Origin of the sequence: Streptomyces sp. F001 (genome assembly GCF_004187715.1) — a bacterium.
GTDB classification, from domain to species: Bacteria; Actinomycetota; Actinomycetes; order Streptomycetales; family Streptomycetaceae; genus Streptomyces; species Streptomyces flavusporus.
In genome coordinates this window covers 14673-33773 of the sequence record NZ_QZWF01000018.1, presented here as the reverse complement: position 1 = coordinate 33773, position 19101 = coordinate 14673, and the positions used below count along the sequence as shown (strand labels likewise).

Here is a 19101-nt window from a genome sequence, read left to right as displayed (position 1 = left end):
CGGTCAGCGCTTGTCGACGAGCTTCCAGGCGGTGGGCAGCACGCCCATCGCCAGGGCGGCCTTCAGGGCGTCGCCGATCAGGAACGGGGTGAGGCCGGCCGCGATCGCGGCGGAGGCGGACATGCCGGTGGCGAGGGCCAGGTAGGGGACGCCGACGGCGTAGACGATCGCCTCGCCGAGCAGCATCGCGCCGGCCATGCGCCACGGGGAGCGGTCGGCGCCGCGGCGGGCCAGGGCACCGACGGCGGTGGCGGCGAGCAGCAGGCCGATGACGTAGCCGAAGGACGGGGCGGCCGCACCGGAGCCGCCCTCCGCGAACCACGGCACACCGGCGATACCGGCCAGCGCGTACAGCGCGAGCGAGAGGAAACCGCGACCGGCGCCGAGGGCCGTGCCGACGAGCAGCGCGGCGAAGGTCTGGCCGGTCACCGGCACCGGGGAGCCCGGTACGGGCACGGCGAGCTGGGCCGCGAGGCCGGTGAGCACGGCACCGCCGGCCACCAGGGCGACGTCCCGGACACGGGAGGAGGGGAGCAGGTCGGCGAGGACCCGTCCCTGGAGGGCGGGGGTGGCGGCAGCGGTGCTCATGGGGACTCCGCGAGTGAGGGCGGTTCGGGACACCGTGACGCTAACCCAGTGCGCCTGAGCCCGACACCGTCACCGCTCGACAAAGGCGGGAGCCGCTATGTGGTGGGCTCTGCACAAAGAGTGGTGGTTACACGTGAGTGGGCGTGACACTGGTCACTGAGGTGAGGATGTGTGCGTCACGAGGGGCGAACGAGTGGCGGACTGTAGGGTTCCACCAATCCGCACCCCCATCCACATGCGCTCGAGCCGCCCGTGAGCGTAGCCGTACACTCCGTGTCTCCGGTGTCCGGATAGTGAACACCGCGCCCCCGCGAGCGGGAACGCCGCCCAGACTGTGGGCGTTTTACCCCTCTCCCGTACGACGTAATGGACGAGCCGCGCCCATGCCCAGCACCTCTGTCGAGACGCCACCAAAGCCGGACGCGTCTCTTTCCCATGGCCGAACGCGTCACTGTCGATGATCCCCTCGTGGGTAATCGGCGCCGCGTTCGTCGGCTCCGGCGCCGGTATCGCCGCCGCCGGGCCCTCGATCGTCGTCGCCTACATCCTCTCCGGCCTCCTGGTGATGCTGGTGATGCGGATGCTGGGCGAGATGTCCGCCGCGCATCCCTCCTCGGGGTCCTTCTCCGCGCATGCCGAGCGGGCGATCGGGCCGTGGGCCGGGTTCACCGCGGGCTGGTCGTTCTGGGTGCTGCTGTGCACGGCCGTCGGCCTGGAGGGCATCGGCGCCGCGAAGATCGTCACCGGCTGGCTGCCGGGCACGCCGGAGTGGGCGTGGGTGGCGCTGTTCATGGTGGTGTTCTGCGGGGCCAATCTGGCCGCCGTGAAGAACTTCGGCGAGTTCGAGTTCTGGTTCGCGGCGCTGAAGGTCGGCGCGATCTCGCTGTTCCTGGTGCTCGGCGTGCTGGCGATCGCGGACGTCCTGCCCGGCACCGACTCCCCCGGTGCGAGCAATCTGACCGACTTCCTGCCGGGCGGCGGTGAGGGGCTGGTCATCGGCCTGCTCGCCTCGGTGTTCGCGTACGGCGGCCTGGAGACGGTCACCATCGCGGCGGCCGAGTCGGAGGACCCGGTCAAGGGCGTGGCGAGCGCGGTCCGTACGGCGATGTGGCGCATCGCGCTGTTCTACATCGGCTCGATGGCGGTCGTCGTCACCCTCGTCCCGTGGGACTCCGCAGCCGTCGTCGAGAAGGGCCCGTACGTGGCCGCCCTCGAGCACCTCGGCATCCCGGGCGCCGGACAGTTGATGAACGTGGTCGTGCTGGTCGCGCTGCTGAGCGCGATGAACGCCAACATCTACGGCTCCTCGCGCATCGCCTACTCGCTGGTGCAGCGCGGGCAGGGCCCCAAGGCGCTGGGCAAGGTCTCCGGCGGCGTACCGCGCCTCGCCGTGCTCGCCTCCTGCGTCTTCGGCTTCGTCTGCGTGGTCCTCAGCTACTGGCGTCCGGACGACGTCTTCCCCTGGCTGCTGAACATGATCGGCGCGGTCATCCTGGTCGTCTGGATCTTCATCGCGGTCTCGCAGCTGCGGCTGCGGCGCCGGCTGGAGCGGGAGGCGCCGCAGAAGCTGGTCGTGCGGATGTGGGCGTTCCCGGTGCTGACCTGGATCGCGCTGGCCGGCATGGCCGCGATCTTCGTCCTCATGGCGCGGGAGCCGGACACGCGGGTGCAGCTGTACTCGACGGGCGGCATGACGCTGGTCCTGGCGCTGATCGGGTACGCCTGGCAGAAGGCACGCGCCCGGAACTGACGCGTTTCCACCCTGCCCACAGGCCCTCACGTTGCCCACGTGAGGGCCTTTTTGTTGCTAGCGTGTAGTTGCAAGCTACTTGCAACAAGGGCTTCGGAGGGGGCCGCCATGCCCGTCCACACACTGCCTGAACCTGCCGTACGAAGACTCGACACCCACCCCAGGGTGAGCGCCGAGTCCATCAAGCTGCAGCAGCAGGTCTACGACCACCAGGGCAACGTCGGCCAGGGCGTGACGCCGATCCTCGTCTTCGACGCCTGGGAGCACGCCTTCTACCTGCGGTACCGGAACCAGAAGGTGGACTTCTTCGAGGCCATGTGACAGGTCGTCAACCGGCAGGACGTGGCCCGGCGCTACGAGGCCGCGAAGTCCCGGGCGGATGTACTGCTGTCGGCGCCATAACGGCCCGTCGAGTCGTCCTGCCTCGTGATCGTCTTCTCACCTTTCACGCGGCAGGCGGAGAAAAGGGGCGGCCCCGCGAGGACGTGACTCGCGGGGCCGCCTCCGTCATGGAGCTCACAGGTTGCTGAAGTCCGGGCCCTTGGTGCGGGTGCGCTTGATCTCGTAGAAGCCGGGGACCGATGCCACCGCGAGGGTGCCGTCCCACAGGCGGGCGGCCTCCTCACCCTTGGGGGCGGGCGTGACGACCGGGCCGAAGAAGGCGATCTGCTCGCCGTCAGGGCCCGGGACGGCGATGACCGGGGTGCCGACCTCCTGACCGACCTTGTCGATGCCCTCCTTGTGGGAGGCGCGAAGCTCGGCGTCGAACTCGAAGTCCTCCTGGTCGAAGTATTCGACCAGGTCCGCGGGCAGGTTCACCTCGGCCAGGGCGGCGGCGACGGCCTCCCGGGTCGGGCCCTCGCCGCGGTTGTGGAAGCGGGTGCCCAGAGCGGTGTAGAGCGGGCCCAGGACCTCGGCACCGTGCTTCTGCCAGGCCGCGGTCACCACCCGGGCCGGCTGCCAGGCCGTCTTCGCGAGCATCTCCCGGTACTCCTCGGGCAGCTCGTCCAGCTTGTCCTCGTTCAGCACCGCCAGGCTCATGATGTGCCAGTGCACCTCGATGTCACGGACCTTCTCCACCTCCAGCACCCAGCGGGAGGTCATCCACGCCCACGGGCACAGGGGGTCGAACCAGAAGTCGACTCGGGTCTTCTCGGCGGAGGTCGTCGCGGTCTCGGACATGGCTCTCCTCGGTAAGCGGTCTTTGAACGCGGCAACATCGTCGGCCCGCCGCTCATTCCCTGCTGCCCGGCGTCAGGGGCACATGGCAGGATCGGTCCTGATCAGCCGTAACCGACCAGCCTGAGGGAGTGCCGCCCGTGCCCGGTGAGAATCTGTCCCGCGACGAGGCCCGGGAGCGGGCCGCCCTGCTGTCCGTCGACGGGTACGAGGTGTCCCTCGACGTGCGCTCCGCGGTGGGCACCGACGCCGGGGACGGCGGGCCGCGGACCTTCCGGTCCGTGACCACGATCCGGTTCCGCTGCGCCGAGCCGGGCGCGGCGAGCTTCGCGGACCTGGTCGCGCCGAGCGTCACCGCGGTCTCGCTCAACGGCAGGGACCTCGACCCCAGCGAGGTCTTCGACGGCACCCGCATCCTGCTGGAGGACCTCGCCGCCGACAACGAACTGATCGTCGACGCCCAGTGCGCCTACTCGCGCACCGGTGAGGGCCTGCACCGCTTCGTCGACCCCGAGGACGGCGAGGTGTACCTGTACACGCAGTACGAGCCCGCCGACTCCCGCCGGGTCTTCGCCACCTTCGAGCAGCCGGATCTGAAGGCGCCCTTCCGTTTCGAGGTGCAGGCGCCGGAGGACTGGACGGTGTGGAGCAACGGCGTCGGCCAACTCGCCGACGGGGTATGGCGGTTCGCGGAGACCAAGCCGATCTCCACGTACATCACCTGCGTGGTGGCGGGTCCGTACCACTACGTGACGGACACGTACTCCCGTACCTTCGACGACGGTACGACGCTGGAGGTCCCCCTCGGCGCCATGTGCCGCAAGGGCCTCGCGCCCTACTTCGACTCCGACGACGTCTTCCTGGTCACCAAGCAGGGCCTGGACTTCTTCCACGACCACTTCGACTACCCGTACCCGTTCGGCAAGTACGACCAGGCGTTCGTGCCCGAGTACAACCTCGGCGCGATGGAGAACCCGGGCCTGGTGACCTTCAAGGAGGAGTTCATCTTCCGCGGGAAGGTCACGCAGACGTCCTACGAGAACCGGGCCAACGTCATCCTGCACGAGATGGCCCACATGTGGTTCGGCGACCTGGTCACCATGGAGTGGTGGGACGACCTGTGGCTCAAGGAGTCCTTCGCCGACTTCATGGGCGCCTTCTCACTGGTCGGCGCGACCCGCTTCAAGGACGGATGGATCACCTTCGCCAACCGCCGCAAGGCCTGGGCCTACCGCGCCGACCAGCTGCCCTCCACCCACCCGATCACCGCCGACATCCGCGACCTGCAGGACGCCAAGCTCAACTTCGACGGCATCACGTACGCCAAGGGCGCGTCGGTGCTCAAGCAGCTGGTGGCGTACGTCGGTCAGGACGCGTTCCTGGAGGGCGCACGGCGCTACTTCAAGCGGCACGCGTACGGCAACACGCGCCTCGGTGACCTGCTGTCGGTGCTGGAGGAGACCAGCGGGCGGGACATGGGGGCGTGGGCGCGGGCCTGGCTGCAGACGGCCGGGGTCAACTCGCTGACGCCGCAGGTGCTGTTGGACGCGCAGGGCCGGGTCGGCGAGCTGACCGTGGTGCAGGAGGCGGCCGAGTCGCACCCGGAACTGCGGCCGCACCGGGTGGCGGTGGGGCTGTACCGACGCGCCGCATCCGGTGCACTGGAGCGGTACGCGCGGGCCGAGGTGGACGTCGACGGTCCGCGTACGGTCGTCGCGGAGCTGGCCGGGGCGGAGGCGCCCGAGCTGGTACTGGTCAACGACGACGACCTCACGTACTGCAAGATCCGCTTCGACACGGCCTCGCTGGAGACGCTGAAGGACGGGCTGGGTGACCTCACCGATCCGCTCGCCCGCGCCCTGTGCTGGTCGGCGCTGTGGAACATGACGCGGGACGCGCTGCTGCCGGCGCGGGACTTCATCGACCTGGTGCTGCGGTACGGGGGCCGCGAGTCCGACATCGGCGTGCTCCAGATGCTGCACGCCTGGGCGAACTCGGCGCTCGTCCACTACGCGGCGCCCGACTGGCGGGAGACCGGCGAGCGGCTCCTCGCCGGCGGTGCGTTGCGCGAGCTGAGGCGCGCCGAGCCGGGCAGTGAGCACCAGCTGGCGTGGGCGCGGTTCGTCGCGTCCACGGCGGCTGCCGAGGCCGACCTCCAGCTGCTGCTCGGGCTGCTGGAGGGCACGGAGAAGATCGACGGGCTGGACGTGGACCAGGAGCTGCGCTGGGCGTTCCTGGAGCCGCTGGCCGCGCACGGGGTCGCCGACGAGAAGCGGCTGGCGGCGGAGCTGGCGCGCGACGACACGGCGTCCGGCAAGCGCCACCAGGTCCGCTGCCTGGCCGCGCGGCCCTCGGCGGCGGTCAAGGCGCAGGCGTGGGCGCAGGTCGTCGAGTCGGACGTGCTGTCCAACGCGCTGGTCGAGGCGACGATCGCGGGGTTCGGACAGCCGTCGCAGCGGGAGTTGCTGGCGCCGTACGCCGAGAAGTACTTCGCGGTGATCGAGCGGGTGTGGGCGGAGCGGTCGATTCAGATCGGGATGGATGTGGTGCGGGGGTTGTTCCCGGGGTTGCAGGACTCCGAGGGGACGTTGGCGGCGACGGACGCGTGGCTGACGGCGCATGAGGGGGCTGCGCCGGCGTTGCGGCGGCTGGTGCTTGAGGCGCGGGACGATCTGGCTCGGGCGTTGCGGGGGCAGGCGTGTGATGGGGCGGCGGCCGCCGGCTAGCGGCTCGCTGTCGCTGGGGCGGGTAGCCGGGGCGCCCGGCGCTGCAGGCTGTGCCCACCCTCCCCACTCTCGGCTTCGCTCGAGCGGGGGGACCCCCATCGCCCTGGGGGTCCCCCAGGCCCTTAAGGCACTGGGGGAGGAACGACTGCCCACAGCGGTTGCGGCAGCGGTCGCGGTTGCGGGGCGAGGGTCACAGCGGTCGTCGGCTGGGGCGGTCGTAAGTCGTTACTGAATCCGGGTAATCGGAACCGTAACCCTTCTGGCCCACCCGAACGGACCAGGGGGTTTCGGCATCCGAACATCCGTCCTTTAGGGCGAGCTTGTCCGGAATTGTCGACGGGCGTGTAACAGCGGTTAGAGGGCCGTTCGGGTACGGGAACTTCGGGGTCATGAACCACAACACCCCGCTCTCCCCCCGCCCCCTGCGTCACCTCTCCGAGGTGCACCGCCGTGTCATGACGGCCGCTCAGCTCCGCTCGCACGGTGTCCCCGCCGCGGAGATGAACGAGCAGTGCCGCTCCGGCGGCCCCTGGCAGCAGATCCTGCCGGGCGTGTTCCTCCTCCACCCCGGCCCGCCGACCAGCGAGGAGCGGCTGCACGCGGTGCTGATGTACGCGGCCCGCGAGTCGTCGCCGGGCGTGCCCTCCCAACCGGGCGCGGACGACCCGCACCGTCCCGTGTACGCCGAGGCGATGATCACCGGTCTCGCGGCACTGAACCTGCACGGTTTCTCGGCCGCTCCCCCGCTGCTCTCCCTGGACCGTGTCGACGTCCTGGTCCCCCGGCTGCGCCGGCTCCGCTCGACGGGCTGTGTGCGCATCGTCCGCACCTCGGCCCTGCCCACCCCCCGGCAGATCACTGGCGTACCGGTGGCTCCGGTGCCGCGCGCGCTGGCCGACGCCGTGGCGGATCTGGCGGACGCGGGTGCCGTGCGCCGGCTGCTGACCGAGGCGGTGCGCGGACGGTACTGCGAACCGGCGGTGGTGGTACGGGAGTTGACCAACGCGAAGCTGCTGAGCCGGCCGCATGTGGTGGACGCTGTGGACTCGCTGCTGGCCGAGGGCCGGGCGATCGCGGAGGACCGGCTGTACCGGATGGTGCGGGAGTACGGTCTGCCGGACCCGGTCTGGAACGTCGATCTGCGGCTGCCGGGCGGCCCCCACCTCGGCGGTCTGGACGCCTACTGGCCGGAGCAGGCGGTCGCCCTCGAGCTGGACACCCGGGCACCGCGTCAGAGCCATCGGCAGGACGACGACGGGCTGTGGTCGGAGTACGCCCGCAAGCGTGAGCACCTGGAGCGGCTGGGCATCACGGTCGTCCACGTCACGCCGAAGAAGCTGCGGGACTCGATGGAGCAGCAGGCGACCGTCGTCCGTACGGCGCTGATGGCGTCGGCGGACCGGGACCCGGCGGCGTATGTCGTGGTGCTGCCCCGGTAGTGACGGACCGGGACAGTCGCCAGGAGGGGAGAGGAGGGGCCGCCGAACCCGGCGGCCCCTCCTCGTGCATGACCCGGCCGCGCCCTGCTCGGGCGGGTTTCAGCCCTTCTTCAGCAGCAGCTCGGTGTTGCGGTCGCGTGAGGTGCCGGCCAGGTCGGTGCGGGCGCCGGGGGCGTTGAAGGAGAGTTCGCGGTAGAGGGCGGCGAGGCCGGTCTGGGAGAGGTCGGTGAAGTCCGTACGGTGCGGGGCCGCCGACTCCACCAGCGTGGTGAAGACCGACAGGGTGCCGTCCTTGTTGTCGACCAGCTCGATGACCCGGGCGAGCTGCGGGAAGTCGACGTGCGAGGCGGTGGAGATCTCCCAGAAGGAGTGCCCGGCGGAGCCGGTGTGCGGGGTGATGTCGTTGCGGTGGATATGGCCGTTCACCCAGGCGAGGACGGTGCGGTGGCGACCGAGCACGGCGAGGACGTCGTCGCCGTTGTGCCGGCGCTCGTTCGGACGGGCCGGGTCGGGGCGCGGGTTGTCCATCGTCTTGCTGGTGTGATGGCTGAAGACGATCGCGTACGAGTCCCTGTTCTCGCGCAGCGTGCGGTCCAGCCAGCGCAGCTGCGCCGAGCCGATGGAGCCCTCGTAGTGGCCGCCGGGGTCGGTGGTGTCGAGGCTGATGCCGATGACGTCGTCGGCGATGCGGAAGCTGTAGTACTGGGTGCCCGCCTCCACGTTGGCCGTGGAGTAGCCGTGGCCGACCGGACCCGGGCCGGTGTACGCGGGGTCGAGGTGGGCCTTGACGTACTCGGCCGGGGTGTAGGGGGCGCGGCGCTCGTCCGGGGTGATGGGGCGCAGGTCGCGGGTGTGGGCCTTGAGCAGGTCGCGGAACTGGGTGCCGATCGGGTCAGTGGCCTGCTTGATGGTGTCCTGGAGCTTCTTCGCCTCGGCCGGAGCGAGGCTCATCAGCTTCCTGCCGCCGACGGCGAAGTCGGCGAGGTAGGAGTCGCCGTGACCGTAGCAGCCGAGCGGGAGGGAGTCGTGGTTGCCGACGGTGGAGTACCAGGGCAGGTTGAGACCGGGACTCTGCAGTTCGCGGACGGCGGCGGCGAGGAAGCCGTCGAGGTGCGGGAAGCCGCGTTCCTTGTCGGCGTCGCGGACGCTGGAGTCGGGCTGCCAGAACTGCCTCAGGCCGCTGTTCTGGACGCCCTCGTAGCGGCGCAGGTCACCGGAGTCGGGGGTGATGCGGCCGCCGCTCATGACGGTCAGGAACCACTCCAGTTCGGTGCGGGCGTTGTTGTCGGTGTTGTCGCCGGTCGTCATGGCGAAGTGCAGCGGGGCGCCGGTGACGGGAGCGCCCCGCAGCGCGTTGACCCGCTCGACGAGCGAGACCGCACCCTGCACGGTCAGCAGCTCCTGCGGCCGCCAGGCGTGCACGTCGGTGGAGCGCAGGAACTCCAGGCGCAGCGGGTGCTGGGCGTCGATGATGTGCAGGTCGGTCAGCTGCACGAACGCGGCGAGTGCGGTACGGCGTTCGCCGCGGCCGGACTTGGGGGCGGCGAGTTCGTTGCGTACGACACGTCGCCAGCCGGGGCCGTCGCCGAGCCGGCGGTAACCGGAGCTGGTGCGGGGCGCGGCGACGGTGGCGAGGGTGGTTCCGCGGGCGTACGGGGCGAGCGGCCCGACGGGCGCCTTGCGGGAGGACGCGATCGGCGCCTCGCCCTCAGGGGCTGCAGCAGCGGGCGCAGCCTCGCTGTCGGTGGGGCGCAGGGCGTAGCCGACGCCGGCGGACAGGGACACCGCTCCGGCGGCGGCGAGGACCGTACGGCGGTTGACCGCCAGTGCGGAGGCGGCGGAGCTGGCGACAGAGCGTATGCGCGACATGGCGCTTCTCTCCCCGAGTGCGAACGCGTCGGCAGTGGTCGCGGACGGCCGCGTCGCGAACCCCCCGCTCGCTCTGGATCGTTGGCACCGGGAATGACCTGCGCGTTAATGAGACGCCAACGGGCAGCGCCGATCACCGTACGTCGATCTTGGACTACCCTGCGCGCCCACGGCCGCTTGTCGAACGGCCCGTGAGCGGTCACTCGGCGTTCATCTGACGGGGTAACACACCTGTCCCTAGGCCGGGTCGACCCGCCCCGCGGCCGGGCGCTCGCGCCACAGTTTCAGGCCCAGGTCGACCAGCCCGATGCGGCGCAGGGCGGCCACCGCGTCCAGTTCGTGCCAGGCGGCCATGTCGGTGGAACCGCCGATCTCGTGCCGCAGTTCGCCGCCGACGACCGTCCCCTCGTACACGAGGCGTACGCCGTGGTGGTCGGTCGCCTGACGGAAGCGGCGGCCGGGAAAGGTGCGGTGGAGGGAGTGGACGCCGAGGATGCCGGTGACCTCGATGCGGTAGCCGGTCTCCTCGCGCACCTCACGGCGGACGGTGTCGTACGGGTCCTCCCCGTGCTCCATGCCGCCGCCGGGCAGCACCCACTCGGGAGTGCCGTCGGGTGCCGGGGAGCGGGCGAGCAGGACCTGGCCGTCGCGGACGCATATGGCGTAGGCCGCCACCCTCAGCTTCTTACGCACGCAGGGACGTTAACCCGTGGAACCGGGAATGCCGACCGACACCCGAAAAGTTCCGCTCGCTCCATATGCCCCTGCATGCGCATCGCGGGTTTTCCCCATGCATCCATTGCGATTCGGTCAACCCTCCCCAAACATGCGCCCCTTGCGTAAGGCTGAGCGGTCGTCCGGGACCAAATTCCGGACTGTCTCGTTCCTTTACCAACAAGGATGCCGATGACCCCCTCCTCCCAGAGCGATCCGATATCGGGCGCGAGACGCGTGGCCCGTATCGCCGTGGCCGCCGGTCTGGTGGCCGCACTCTCCGCGGCCGGGCCGATACCCGTGGCCCTCGCCGCGGACCAGACCCCGGCGGCAGCCGACCCGGGCGTCAAGTCCGCCCACGAAAAGCTCGGTTCCGACGACGCCGATCTGCTCGCCGAGGCCAAGGCCGACGGCGCCAAGAGCGTCACGATGATGGTCGCGACCGCCCCCGGCCGGACCGAGCAGGTCGCCGAGCAGCTCGACTCGGTCGACGGCGGCCTGGTCGGCCGTACCCACGACAAGCTCGGCTACGTCCGTGCCACCGTCCCGACCGGCAAGGCGGACGCGGCCATTGCCGCCGCCGTGAAGCTGTCCTCCGTGCACGGCATCGACCTGCGCGAGGAAATCCCGCTGGACGACCCGGCGCCGAACGGCTCACCAGAGGCCGGTGCCACGGGGACGTATCCCGCCCCCGGCAAGAAGACCCCCGCCGAGAACCCGTACAACCCCTCCTTCGAGACGGGCGCCGTCGAGTTCGTCGAGGACCACCCGAAGGCGGACGGCCGCGGCATCACCATCGGCATCCTCGACTCGGGCGTGGACCTCGGGCACCCGGCGCTGCAGAAGACCACGACCGGTGAGCGCAAGATCGTCGACTGGGTGACCGCCACCGACCCGGTCACCGACGCGGACGGCACCTGGCGGCAGATGACCACCTCGGTCTCCGGCCCGACGTTCTCGATCACCACCGAGTCACTGGGCACCGAGACGTTCAAGGCGCCCGAGGGCACCTACAAGTTCAACTACTTCTCCGAGTCCGCCACCACCGGCGGCGACATGGCCGGCGACCTCAACCGCGACGGCGACAAGACGGACGTCTGGGGCGTGCTGTACGACGCCGCCTCGGGCACGGCCCGCGTCGACCTCGACGACGACCTCGACTTCACCGACGACCAGGCCATGAAGCCGTACAAGGACGGCTTCCAGGTCGGCTACTTCGGCACCGACGACCCGGCCACCGACGTCGTCGAGCGCATCCCGTTCGTCGTCGAGATCCGCAGGGACGTCGTCCACAACGCCGCGGGCGCGAAGGCCGACTACGTCAGCATCGGCGTCATCGAGGGCTCGCACGGCACCCACGTCGCCGGCATCACCGCCGCGAACGGCCTGTTCGGCGGCGAGATGAACGGCGCCGCGCCCGGCGCGAAGCTGGTCTCCTCCCGCGCCTGCACCTGGTCCGGCGGCTGCACCAACGTCGCGCTCACCGAGGGCATGATCGACCTCGTGGTCAACCGGGGCGTCGACATCGTCAACATGTCGATCGGCGGTCTTCCGGCGCTGAACGACGGCAACAACGCGCGCGCCGAGCTCTACACCCGCCTGATCGACGAGTACGGCGTCCAGCTGGTGATCTCCGCGGGCAACTCCGGCCCCGGCGCCAACACCATCGGCGACCCGTCCCTCGCCGACAAGGTGATCTCGGTCGGCGCGACCATCTCCAGGGAGACGTGGGCGGCCAACTACGGCTCGAAGGTGGAGAAGCGGTACGCGATGATGCCGTTCTCCTCGCGCGGCCCGCGTGAGGACGGCGGCTTCACTCCGACGCTGTCCGCGCCCGGCGCAGCGATCAACACCACCCAGACCTGGTCGCCCGGCGGCCCGGTCGCCGAGGCGGGGTACCAGCTCCCGGCCGGCTACTCGATGCTCCAGGGCACCTCGATGGCCTCCCCGCAGGCAGCCGGCGCCTCCGCGCTGCTGCTGTCCGCCGCCAAGCAGAAGGGCATCGACCTCACCCCGGCGACCCTGCGCACGGCGCTCACCTCGACCGCCGACCACATCAGCGGTGTCCAGGCCTACGAGGAGGGCGCGGGCCTGATCGACATCGTGGACGCCTGGGACGCCATCCGCGACGGCGCCACCGCCCACACGTACACGGTCAAGGCGCCGGTCGACACCGCGATCGACTGGGCGCTGAAGACGCCGGGTTACGGCACGGGCCTCTACGACCGTGAGGGCGGTCTGAAGGCCGGTCAGAAGAAGACGTACGAGATCACCCTCACCCGTACGTCCGGCGCCGACCGTGCCATCCGGCACGAGCTGGACTTCGACAACAACGCCGGCGGCACGTTCCGGATCGTCGGCTCCGACGAGGTGCGGCTGCCGCTGAACCAGCCGGTGACCGTCAAGGTGCAGGCCGCGCCGAAGTCCGCCGGCCTCAAGAGCGCGATCCTCGAGGTCGACGACCCGCGCACCGAGGGCGTCGACAAGCAGGTCCTCAACACGGTCGTGGTCTCGGCGCCGCTGAAGTACACCTACTCCGCGTCGGGTTCGGTGCAGCGCAACAGCACCAAGTCGTACTTCGTGACCGTGCCCGAGGGCGCCAAGTCGCTGGAGGTGGCGATCGGCGGGCTGAAGGACAAGAGCCAGACCCGGTTCATCGCGATCCACCCGTTCGGCGTTCCGGTCGACAACACCGGCACCCCCTTCTGCTACAACAACTACCTCGACGGCAACGGCTGCAAGCCCGGCGTGCGTTCGTACGCCGACCCGCAGCCGGGCGTCTGGGAGATCGAGGTCGAGTCGCGCCGTACGTCGCCGCTGCTCGACAACCCCTACAAGCTGGACGTCACCGTCCTCGGCGCGGCCTTCGACCCGGAGACCGTGACCGTGCCCGAGGCCAAGGTCGGCACCCCGGCCGCCGCCTCCTGGAAGGTGACCAACGGCTACGCCGCGATCGACGGCAAGCTGGCCGGCGGCCCGCTCGGCTCGTCGAAGACCACCCGCCCGACCATCGCGCAGGGCGCCACGCAGACCACCACGGTCGAGGTTCCGCAGGGCGCCACCTCGCTCGACGTGGCCATCGGCAACGTCTCGGACGCGTCCGCCGACCTCGACCTGTACGTGTACGACGCGTCCGGCGAGGAAGTCGGCTCCGCCGCCGACGGCGACTCGGAAGAGGCGGTCTCGATCGCCACCCCGGCCGCCGGTACGTACACCGTCCAGGTCGTCGGCTACTCGGTGCCGGCCGGCTCCACCGCGTACGACTACCAGGACGTGTTCTTCTCCGCCGCCCTGGGCTCCGTCACCGTCGACGAGTCGCCGGTGAAGCTCGGCACCGGCGACTCCACGACGGTCTCCGGCAGCGTCACCGCCCTGGCGGCCGCGCCCGAGGGACGTGAGTTCTTCGGGCAGGTCCAGCTGGTCAACGCGCGCGGCACGGTCGCGGGCGTGGGCAATGTGAAGATCGAGAAGGTCACGCCGTAGTCGACTGCGGCTGAACCGAGGGGCGGGCGTCCGGGGACGCCCGCCCTTCTCCTTGTGCTATTCGCAGGCCGTGGTCCGCGACTCGGGCAGCGTCCGGGTGAGGGCCTGGCGTTGGGGAGCGATGTCGCGCTCGCCGACGACCCAGAAGTCGGGGGACGCGGACCCGCGCGGGATGGCGACCAGGAGGTGGTCGCCCTCGTCGAGACCCGCGCTCGTCCGGATCACGAAGGTGACCTCGTCCTCGCCCTTCGCGGGCTTGTAGGAGCGGGTCACGTCCAGGGTGATGCGTTCCTGACGTTCGCCGGGGACCGGCTGGACGTCCGTCACGTCGCCCTCGGCGACCAGGCGGGCGCAGGCGAGGTAGGCCGGGGAGCCCAGAGGGCCGGCGTCCTTGGAGTCCGACTGTGCGCTGTCGGCGGTGGTTGCGCCGGCGTCGTCCCCACTGCCGCCCCCGGCCTGCACGAGCAGCCAGCCCATGCCCACGACCATCGCACCGGCCGCCGCCACTCCGACGGCACCGAGGGCGAGGGCGAAGGGACGGCGCCGGCGCGGACGTACGGGGACGGGTTCGGGGGCCTTCGGCTTCGCGGGCTCGGTCAGTACCCGTCCGATGACCTCCAGCTGTTCCCGCAGCAGCGCCACGTCGGCAGTCGCCGAGCGGTGCTCGGCCATGAAGGCGGCGTCGGCGCGGGCCTCGTCAGGGAGCGGCTCGTCCGTGATCGCGGCCAGCAGTGCGTCCAGTCCGCCGGTTCCGTCGTGCGTGTTGTGCTCGGCGGTCACGTCACACCACCTCGTCCTCGTGCAGGCGGGCGCGCAGAGCCCGTACCGCCGTGTGCAGCCTGCTCTTGACCGTGCCCTCCGGGATGCCGAGCTCCTCGGCGATCCCGCGCACCGGCAGATCGGCGAAGAAACGCAGCACGAGGACCTGCCGCTGGGCGTCGGGCAGCTCGTCCAGGCCCTGGGCGACGGCGACCGAGAGCACGCTGGTGTCCTCGCCGGAGGGGTGCGCGGGCTGGCGCAGGGCGGCCAGCCGCTCGCCGAGCCGCTCCTGGCGGCGTTTGGCCCGGTGCCAGTCCATGGCGAGGTTGGAGGCGACGACCGCTGCCCACGCGGACACGTCCCGCGGCGCCTCCCGGCCGCTCGCCGCCCGCTCCAGCAGCCGCAGGCGTACCTGCTGTACCCCGTCCAGCAGGTCCGCCTGCGGCACCCCGCCCAGCGCGAGCACCGCTCGCACCCGGCGCTCCTGCGCCGCGTCCAGTGGGTCGTCCTGGGCGTCGCCCCCCTGGTCGCGGCGGGTCTTTCTGCGCAGCACAGCCACCCCTCCCCTCGCCGCGTTTCCTCTATGACGCGGATGCGGGCCGGAACGTTCGACTCCATTTGTGGCGTACGTCACACCTGTCCGGAAACTGAGAGGAGGTTCACGCAGGAAAGCCGACGCCGACGGGGTGGGTGTCCCATTCCTCGGGCACAAGGGCAAAGAATTGGACACAGGGGCCCAGGTGCCCCGCATGATGGAAAGGCCCCCGGTCAGGGACGGGGCGCCCCGCAAGCCAGGTAAAGGAGTCGCCGTGAGGGTCGGAATCGTCGGAGCCACCGGTCAGGTCGGCACGGTCATGCGCAGGATCCTCGCCGAGCGGGCTGCATCGAATTCTCTTGGCCCGGTCACCGAGCTGCGCCTGTTCGCCTCGGCCCGTTCGGCGGGGACGGTCCTCGACGGTGTGACGGTGGAGGACGCGTCGACGGCCGACTACACCGGCCTGGACATCGTGCTGTTCTCCGCGGGCGGCGCCACCTCCAAGGCGCTGGCCGAGAAGGTCGCCTCGCAGGGTGCGGTCGTGATCGACAACTCCTCCGCCTGGCGCCGGGACCCCGAGGTGCCGCTCGTGGTGTCCGAGGTGAACCCGCACGCGATCGCGAGCCGCCCCAAGGGCATCATCGCCAACCCGAACTGCACGACGATGGCCGCGATGCCGGTCCTGAAGCCGCTGCACGAGGAGGCGGGGCTCCAGGCCCTGGTCGTCGCCACCTACCAGGCGGTGTCCGGCTCCGGCCTGGCCGGCGTCGACGAGCTGTTCGAGCAGGTCAAGAAGGTCGGCGAGGACGCACCCAAGCTCACCCACGACGGCTCGGCGGCCGAGTTCCCGGCGCCGGACAAGTACGTGGCGCCGATCGCGTACAACGTCCTCCCGCTCGCCGGCTCGATCGTGGACGACGGCCTCAACGAGACCGACGAGGAGCAGAAGCTCCGCAACGAGTCCCGCAAGATCCTGGAGATCCCCGAGCTGAAGGTCTCCGGCACCTGTGTCCGCGTCCCGGTCTTCACCGGCCACTCGCTCCAGGTCAACGCCCGTTTCGCCCGTCCGATCAGCGTCGAGCGGGCCAAGGAGCTGCTGGCCGGCGCCCCCGGCGTCGCCCTCACCGAGGTCCCGACCCCGCTCCAGGCCGCCGGCCAGGACCCGTCCTACGTCGGCCGCATCCGCCGCGACGAGACGGTGGACAACGGCCTCGCCCTGTTCGTCTCCAACGACAACCTCCGCAAGGGTGCTGCGCTGAACGCGGTGCAGATCGCGGAGCTGGTGGCGGCAGAGCTGAGCGCGTAGGCGCCGCCGACACGCCAGAGGGGCGCCCACCGCTCGATCGGTGGGCGCCCCTCTGTCCGCTCCGCCCACCGGCGGTAAACGAACATCGCGTTCCGTGCAGGTCCCGTGGAAGGATGGCACAACCGACACATAACGAGGAGATGACCGCGTGCCTGGCACAAACCTGACTCGCGAAGAGGCGCAGCAGCGGGCGAAGCTGCTCACCGTTGACTCGTACGAGATCGATCTCGACCTCTCCGGCGCGCAGGAGGGCGGCACCTACCGGTCCGTGACGACGGTGCGCTTCGACGTCGCGGAGAACGGCGCCGACTCCTTCATCGACCTGGAGGCCCCGACCGTCCACGAGGTGACCCTCAACGGCGACCCGCTCGACGCTGCCGCGGTCTTCAAGGACTCCCGGATCGCCCTGCCGGGCCTGCTGGAGGGCCGCAACGTCCTCCGTGTCGTCGCCGACTGCGCGTACACCAACACGGGCGAGGGCCTGCACCGCTTCGTCGACCCGGTCGACAACCAGGCCTACCTCTACACCCAGTTCGAGGTCCCCGACGCCCGCCGCGTCTTCGCGTCCTTCGAGCAGCCGGACCTGAAGGCGACCTTCCAGTTCACCGTGCGCGCGCCGGAGGGCTGGACCGTCATCTCCAACTCGCCCACCCCCGAGCCCAAGGACAACGTCTGGGCCTTCGAGCCGACGCCGCGGATCTCGACGTACATCACCGCCCTGATCGTCGGCCCGTACCACTCCGTGCACAGCGTGTACGAGAAGAACGGCCAGAGCGTGCCGTTGGGCATCTACTGCCGGCCCTCCCTCGCCGAGTACCTCGACTCGGACGCGATCTTCGAGGTCACCCGGCAGGGCTTCGCCTGGTTCCAGGAGAAGTTCGACTACGCGTACCCGTTCAAGAAGTACGACCAGCTGTTCGTGCCGGAGTTCAACGCGGGCGCGATGGAGAACGCGGGCGCGGTGACCATCCGCGACCAGTACGTCTTCCGGTCGAAGGTGACGGACGCGGCGTACGAGATGCGCGCCGAGACCATCCTGCACGAGCTGGCCCACATGTGGTTCGGCGACCTGGTCACCATGGAGTGGTGGAACGACCTGTGGCTGAACGAGTCGTTCGCCACGTACACCTCGATCGCCTGCCAGGCGGCCGCTCCCGAGTCGCGCTGGCCGCACGCGTGGACGACGTTCGCCAACTCCATGAAGACCTGGGCGTACCGGCAGGACCAGCTGCCGTCCACGCACCCGATCATGGCCGAGATCCGCGACCTGGACGACGTGCTGGTCAACTTCGACGGCATCACGTACGCCAAGGGCGCGAGCGTGCTGAAGCAGCTCGTCGCCTACGTCGGTGAGGACGCGTTCTTCCGCGGCGTGCAGGCCTACTTCAAGCGGCACGAGTACGGCAACACCCGCCTGTCCGATCTGCTGGGCGCCCTGGAGGAGACCTCCGGACGCGACCTGAAGACCTGGTCGAAGAAGTGGCTGGAGACCGCCGGCATCAACATCCTGCGCCCGGAGATCGAGACGGACGCCGACGGTGTCATCACGTCCTTCGCGATCCGCCAGGAGGCCCCCGCCCTGCCCGCCGGCGCCAAGGGCGAGCCGGTCCTGCGCCCGCACCGCATCGCGGTCGGCCTGTACGACCTCGACGAGGACAGCGGCAAGCTGATCCGGGACGACGACGGCGGACGGATCGAGCTGGACATCGACGGTGAGCTGACCGCCGTACCGCACCTGACCGGCCGGCGCCGCCCCGCGGTGATCCTGCTCAACGACGACGACCTGTCGTACGCCAAGGTCCGCTTGGACGAGCAGTCGCTGGCGTTCGTGACCGAGCACCTGGGCGACTTCTCGGCGTCGCTGCCACGGGCGCTGTGCTGGGCGTCGGCGTGGGACATGACGCGCGACGCCGAGCTCGCCACGCGCGACTACCTCTCCCTGGTCCTGTCGGGCATCGCCAAGGAGTCCGACATCGGTGTCGTGCAGTCGCTGCAGCGGCAGGTGAAGCTGGCCATCGACCTGTACGCCGCACCGTCCGCCCGCGAGGCGCTGCTCACCCGCTGGACCGACGCCACGCTGGCGCACCTGCGGGCCGCCGAGCCGGGCAGCGACCACCAGCTGGCGTGGGCGAGGGCGTTCGCGGCGACCGCGCGCACGCCGGAGCAGCTGGACCTGCTGGAGGCGCTGCTGGACGGTTCGCAGACGATCGAGGGCCTGGTCGTGGACACGGAGCTGCGCTGGGCGTTCGTCCAGCGCCTGGCCGCGGTGGGCCGCTTCGACGAGGCGGAGATCGCGGGCGAGTACGAGCGGGACAGGACGGCAGCGGGTGAGCGGCACGCGGCGACCGCGCGGGCCGCGCGTCCGACGCCGGAGGCCAAGGCGGAGGCCTGGGCCTCGGTCGTGGACTCCGACAAGCTCCCGAACGCCGTGCAGGAGGCGGTCATCAGCGGTTTCGTCCAGACCGACCAGCGTGAGCTGCTCGCCCCGTACACCGACAAGTACTTCGAGTCGGTCAAGGACGTGTGGGAGTCCCGCTCGCACGAGATCGCCCAGCAGATCGCGGTCGGCCTGTACCCGGCGGTCCAGGTCTCGGAGGAGACCCTGCGCAAGACGGATGCCTGGCTGTCCTCCGCCGAGCCGAACGCGGCCCTGCGCCGGCTCGTCTCGGAGTCGCGCGCGGGCATCGAGCGTGCGCTGAAGGCCCAGGCGGCGGACGCGGCGGCCGCGTAGCCGGTGCGAGGGGGCGGGTGAC

The 19101-nt window shown here is 70.6% G+C and carries 11 protein-coding genes and 2 pseudogenes; 7 read left to right on the top strand and 6 right to left on the bottom strand.

Annotated features, from left to right (window positions below; translation table 11 throughout):
* Positions 1–3: 3 nt before the first annotated feature.
* A complete protein-coding gene (locus StrepF001_RS35630; protein ID WP_129802313.1) occupies positions 4–588 on the bottom strand; it encodes a biotin transporter BioY in 585 nt (194 codons plus the stop codon).
* A 383-nt stretch (positions 589–971) separates the two neighbouring features.
* On the opposite strand from StrepF001_RS35630, the pseudogene StrepF001_RS35625 reads away from it, so the two are divergent.
* Together StrepF001_RS35625 and StrepF001_RS35620 are read left to right on the top strand one after the other, a co-directional pair.
* Positions 972–2338 (top strand): annotated as a pseudogene (locus StrepF001_RS35625) (amino acid permease).
* A 192-nt stretch (positions 2339–2530) separates the two neighbouring features.
* Positions 2531–2740: pseudogene (locus StrepF001_RS35620) on the top strand (Fe-Mn family superoxide dismutase); the annotation flags it as partial.
* 114 nt (positions 2741–2854) lie between these two features.
* Here StrepF001_RS35620 and StrepF001_RS35615 read toward each other — a convergent pair.
* Positions 2855–3520, bottom strand: coding sequence for a DsbA family protein (locus StrepF001_RS35615; protein ID WP_129802312.1), 666 nt, complete (start codon positions 3518–3520; stop codon positions 2855–2857).
* A 137-nt stretch (positions 3521–3657) separates the two neighbouring features.
* Here StrepF001_RS35615 and pepN (StrepF001_RS35610) point away from each other — a divergent pair, with 137 nt between their 5' ends.
* Positions 3658–6243, top strand: a complete 2586-nt coding sequence (pepN, locus tag StrepF001_RS35610) for an aminopeptidase N (protein WP_165396469.1) — start codon at positions 3658–3660, stop codon at positions 6241–6243.
* Positions 6244–6632: 389 nt separating this feature from the next.
* Positions 6633–7682, top strand: a complete 1050-nt coding sequence (locus StrepF001_RS35605; protein WP_129802311.1) for a hypothetical protein — start codon at positions 6633–6635, stop codon at positions 7680–7682.
* 99 nt (positions 7683–7781) lie between these two features.
* Here StrepF001_RS35605 and StrepF001_RS35600 read toward each other — a convergent pair whose 3' ends face one another.
* Complete coding sequence (locus StrepF001_RS35600; protein ID WP_129802310.1) at positions 7782–9551, bottom strand: TIGR03767 family metallophosphoesterase; 1770 nt, start codon at positions 9549–9551, stop codon at positions 7782–7784.
* Between the two features lie 237 nt (positions 9552–9788).
* A complete protein-coding gene (locus StrepF001_RS35595) occupies positions 9789–10244 on the bottom strand; it encodes an NUDIX hydrolase (protein WP_129802309.1) in 456 nt (151 codons plus the stop codon).
* 213 nt (positions 10245–10457) lie between these two features.
* On the opposite strand from StrepF001_RS35595, the gene StrepF001_RS35590 reads away from it, so the two are divergent.
* Positions 10458–13748, top strand: coding sequence for a S8 family serine peptidase (locus StrepF001_RS35590; RefSeq protein ID WP_129802308.1), 3291 nt, complete (start codon positions 10458–10460; stop codon positions 13746–13748).
* A gap of 57 nt (positions 13749–13805) precedes the next feature.
* Here StrepF001_RS35590 and StrepF001_RS35585 read toward each other — a convergent pair whose 3' ends face one another.
* Positions 13806–14528 carry a hypothetical protein gene (locus StrepF001_RS35585; RefSeq protein WP_129802307.1) on the bottom strand — a complete coding sequence of 241 codons (723 nt, stop codon included), beginning with the start codon at positions 14526–14528 and terminating at the stop codon, positions 13806–13808.
* A gap of 1 nt (position 14529) precedes the next feature.
* On the bottom strand, positions 14530–15066 hold the full coding sequence (locus tag StrepF001_RS35580; protein WP_129802306.1) for a sigma-70 family RNA polymerase sigma factor: 537 nt from the start codon (positions 15064–15066) through the stop codon (positions 14530–14532).
* A 250-nt stretch (positions 15067–15316) separates the two neighbouring features.
* Here StrepF001_RS35580 and StrepF001_RS35575 point away from each other — a divergent pair, with 250 nt between their 5' ends.
* Both StrepF001_RS35575 and pepN (StrepF001_RS35570) read left to right on the top strand, forming a co-directional pair.
* Positions 15317–16348: an aspartate-semialdehyde dehydrogenase gene (locus tag StrepF001_RS35575; RefSeq protein ID WP_129802305.1), complete on the top strand. Its 1032-nt coding sequence runs from the start codon at positions 15317–15319 to the stop codon at positions 16346–16348.
* A gap of 148 nt (positions 16349–16496) precedes the next feature.
* Positions 16497–19079 (top strand): aminopeptidase N, encoded by a 2583-nt coding sequence (gene pepN, locus StrepF001_RS35570; protein ID WP_129802304.1) that lies wholly within the window; start codon positions 16497–16499, stop codon positions 19077–19079.
* Positions 19080–19101 lie beyond the last annotated feature (22 nt).

What these genes read in the sequence shown, in the direction of transcription:
- StrepF001_RS35615 (WP_129802312.1), bottom strand. Translation starts at nt 3,520, where the DNA reads ATGTCCGAGACCGCGACGACCTCCGCCGAGAAGACCCGAGTCGACTTC.
- StrepF001_RS35600 (WP_129802310.1), bottom strand. Translation starts at nt 9,551, where the DNA reads ATGTCGCGCATACGCTCTGTCGCCAGCTCCGCCGCCTCCGCACTGGCG.
- StrepF001_RS35605 (WP_129802311.1), top strand. Translation starts at nt 6,633, where the DNA reads ATGAACCACAACACCCCGCTCTCCCCCCGCCCCCTGCGTCACCTCTCC.
- StrepF001_RS35590 (WP_129802308.1), top strand. Translation starts at nt 10,458, where the DNA reads ATGACCCCCTCCTCCCAGAGCGATCCGATATCGGGCGCGAGACGCGTG.
- StrepF001_RS35630 (WP_129802313.1), bottom strand. Translation starts at nt 588, where the DNA reads ATGAGCACCGCTGCCGCCACCCCCGCCCTCCAGGGACGGGTCCTCGCC.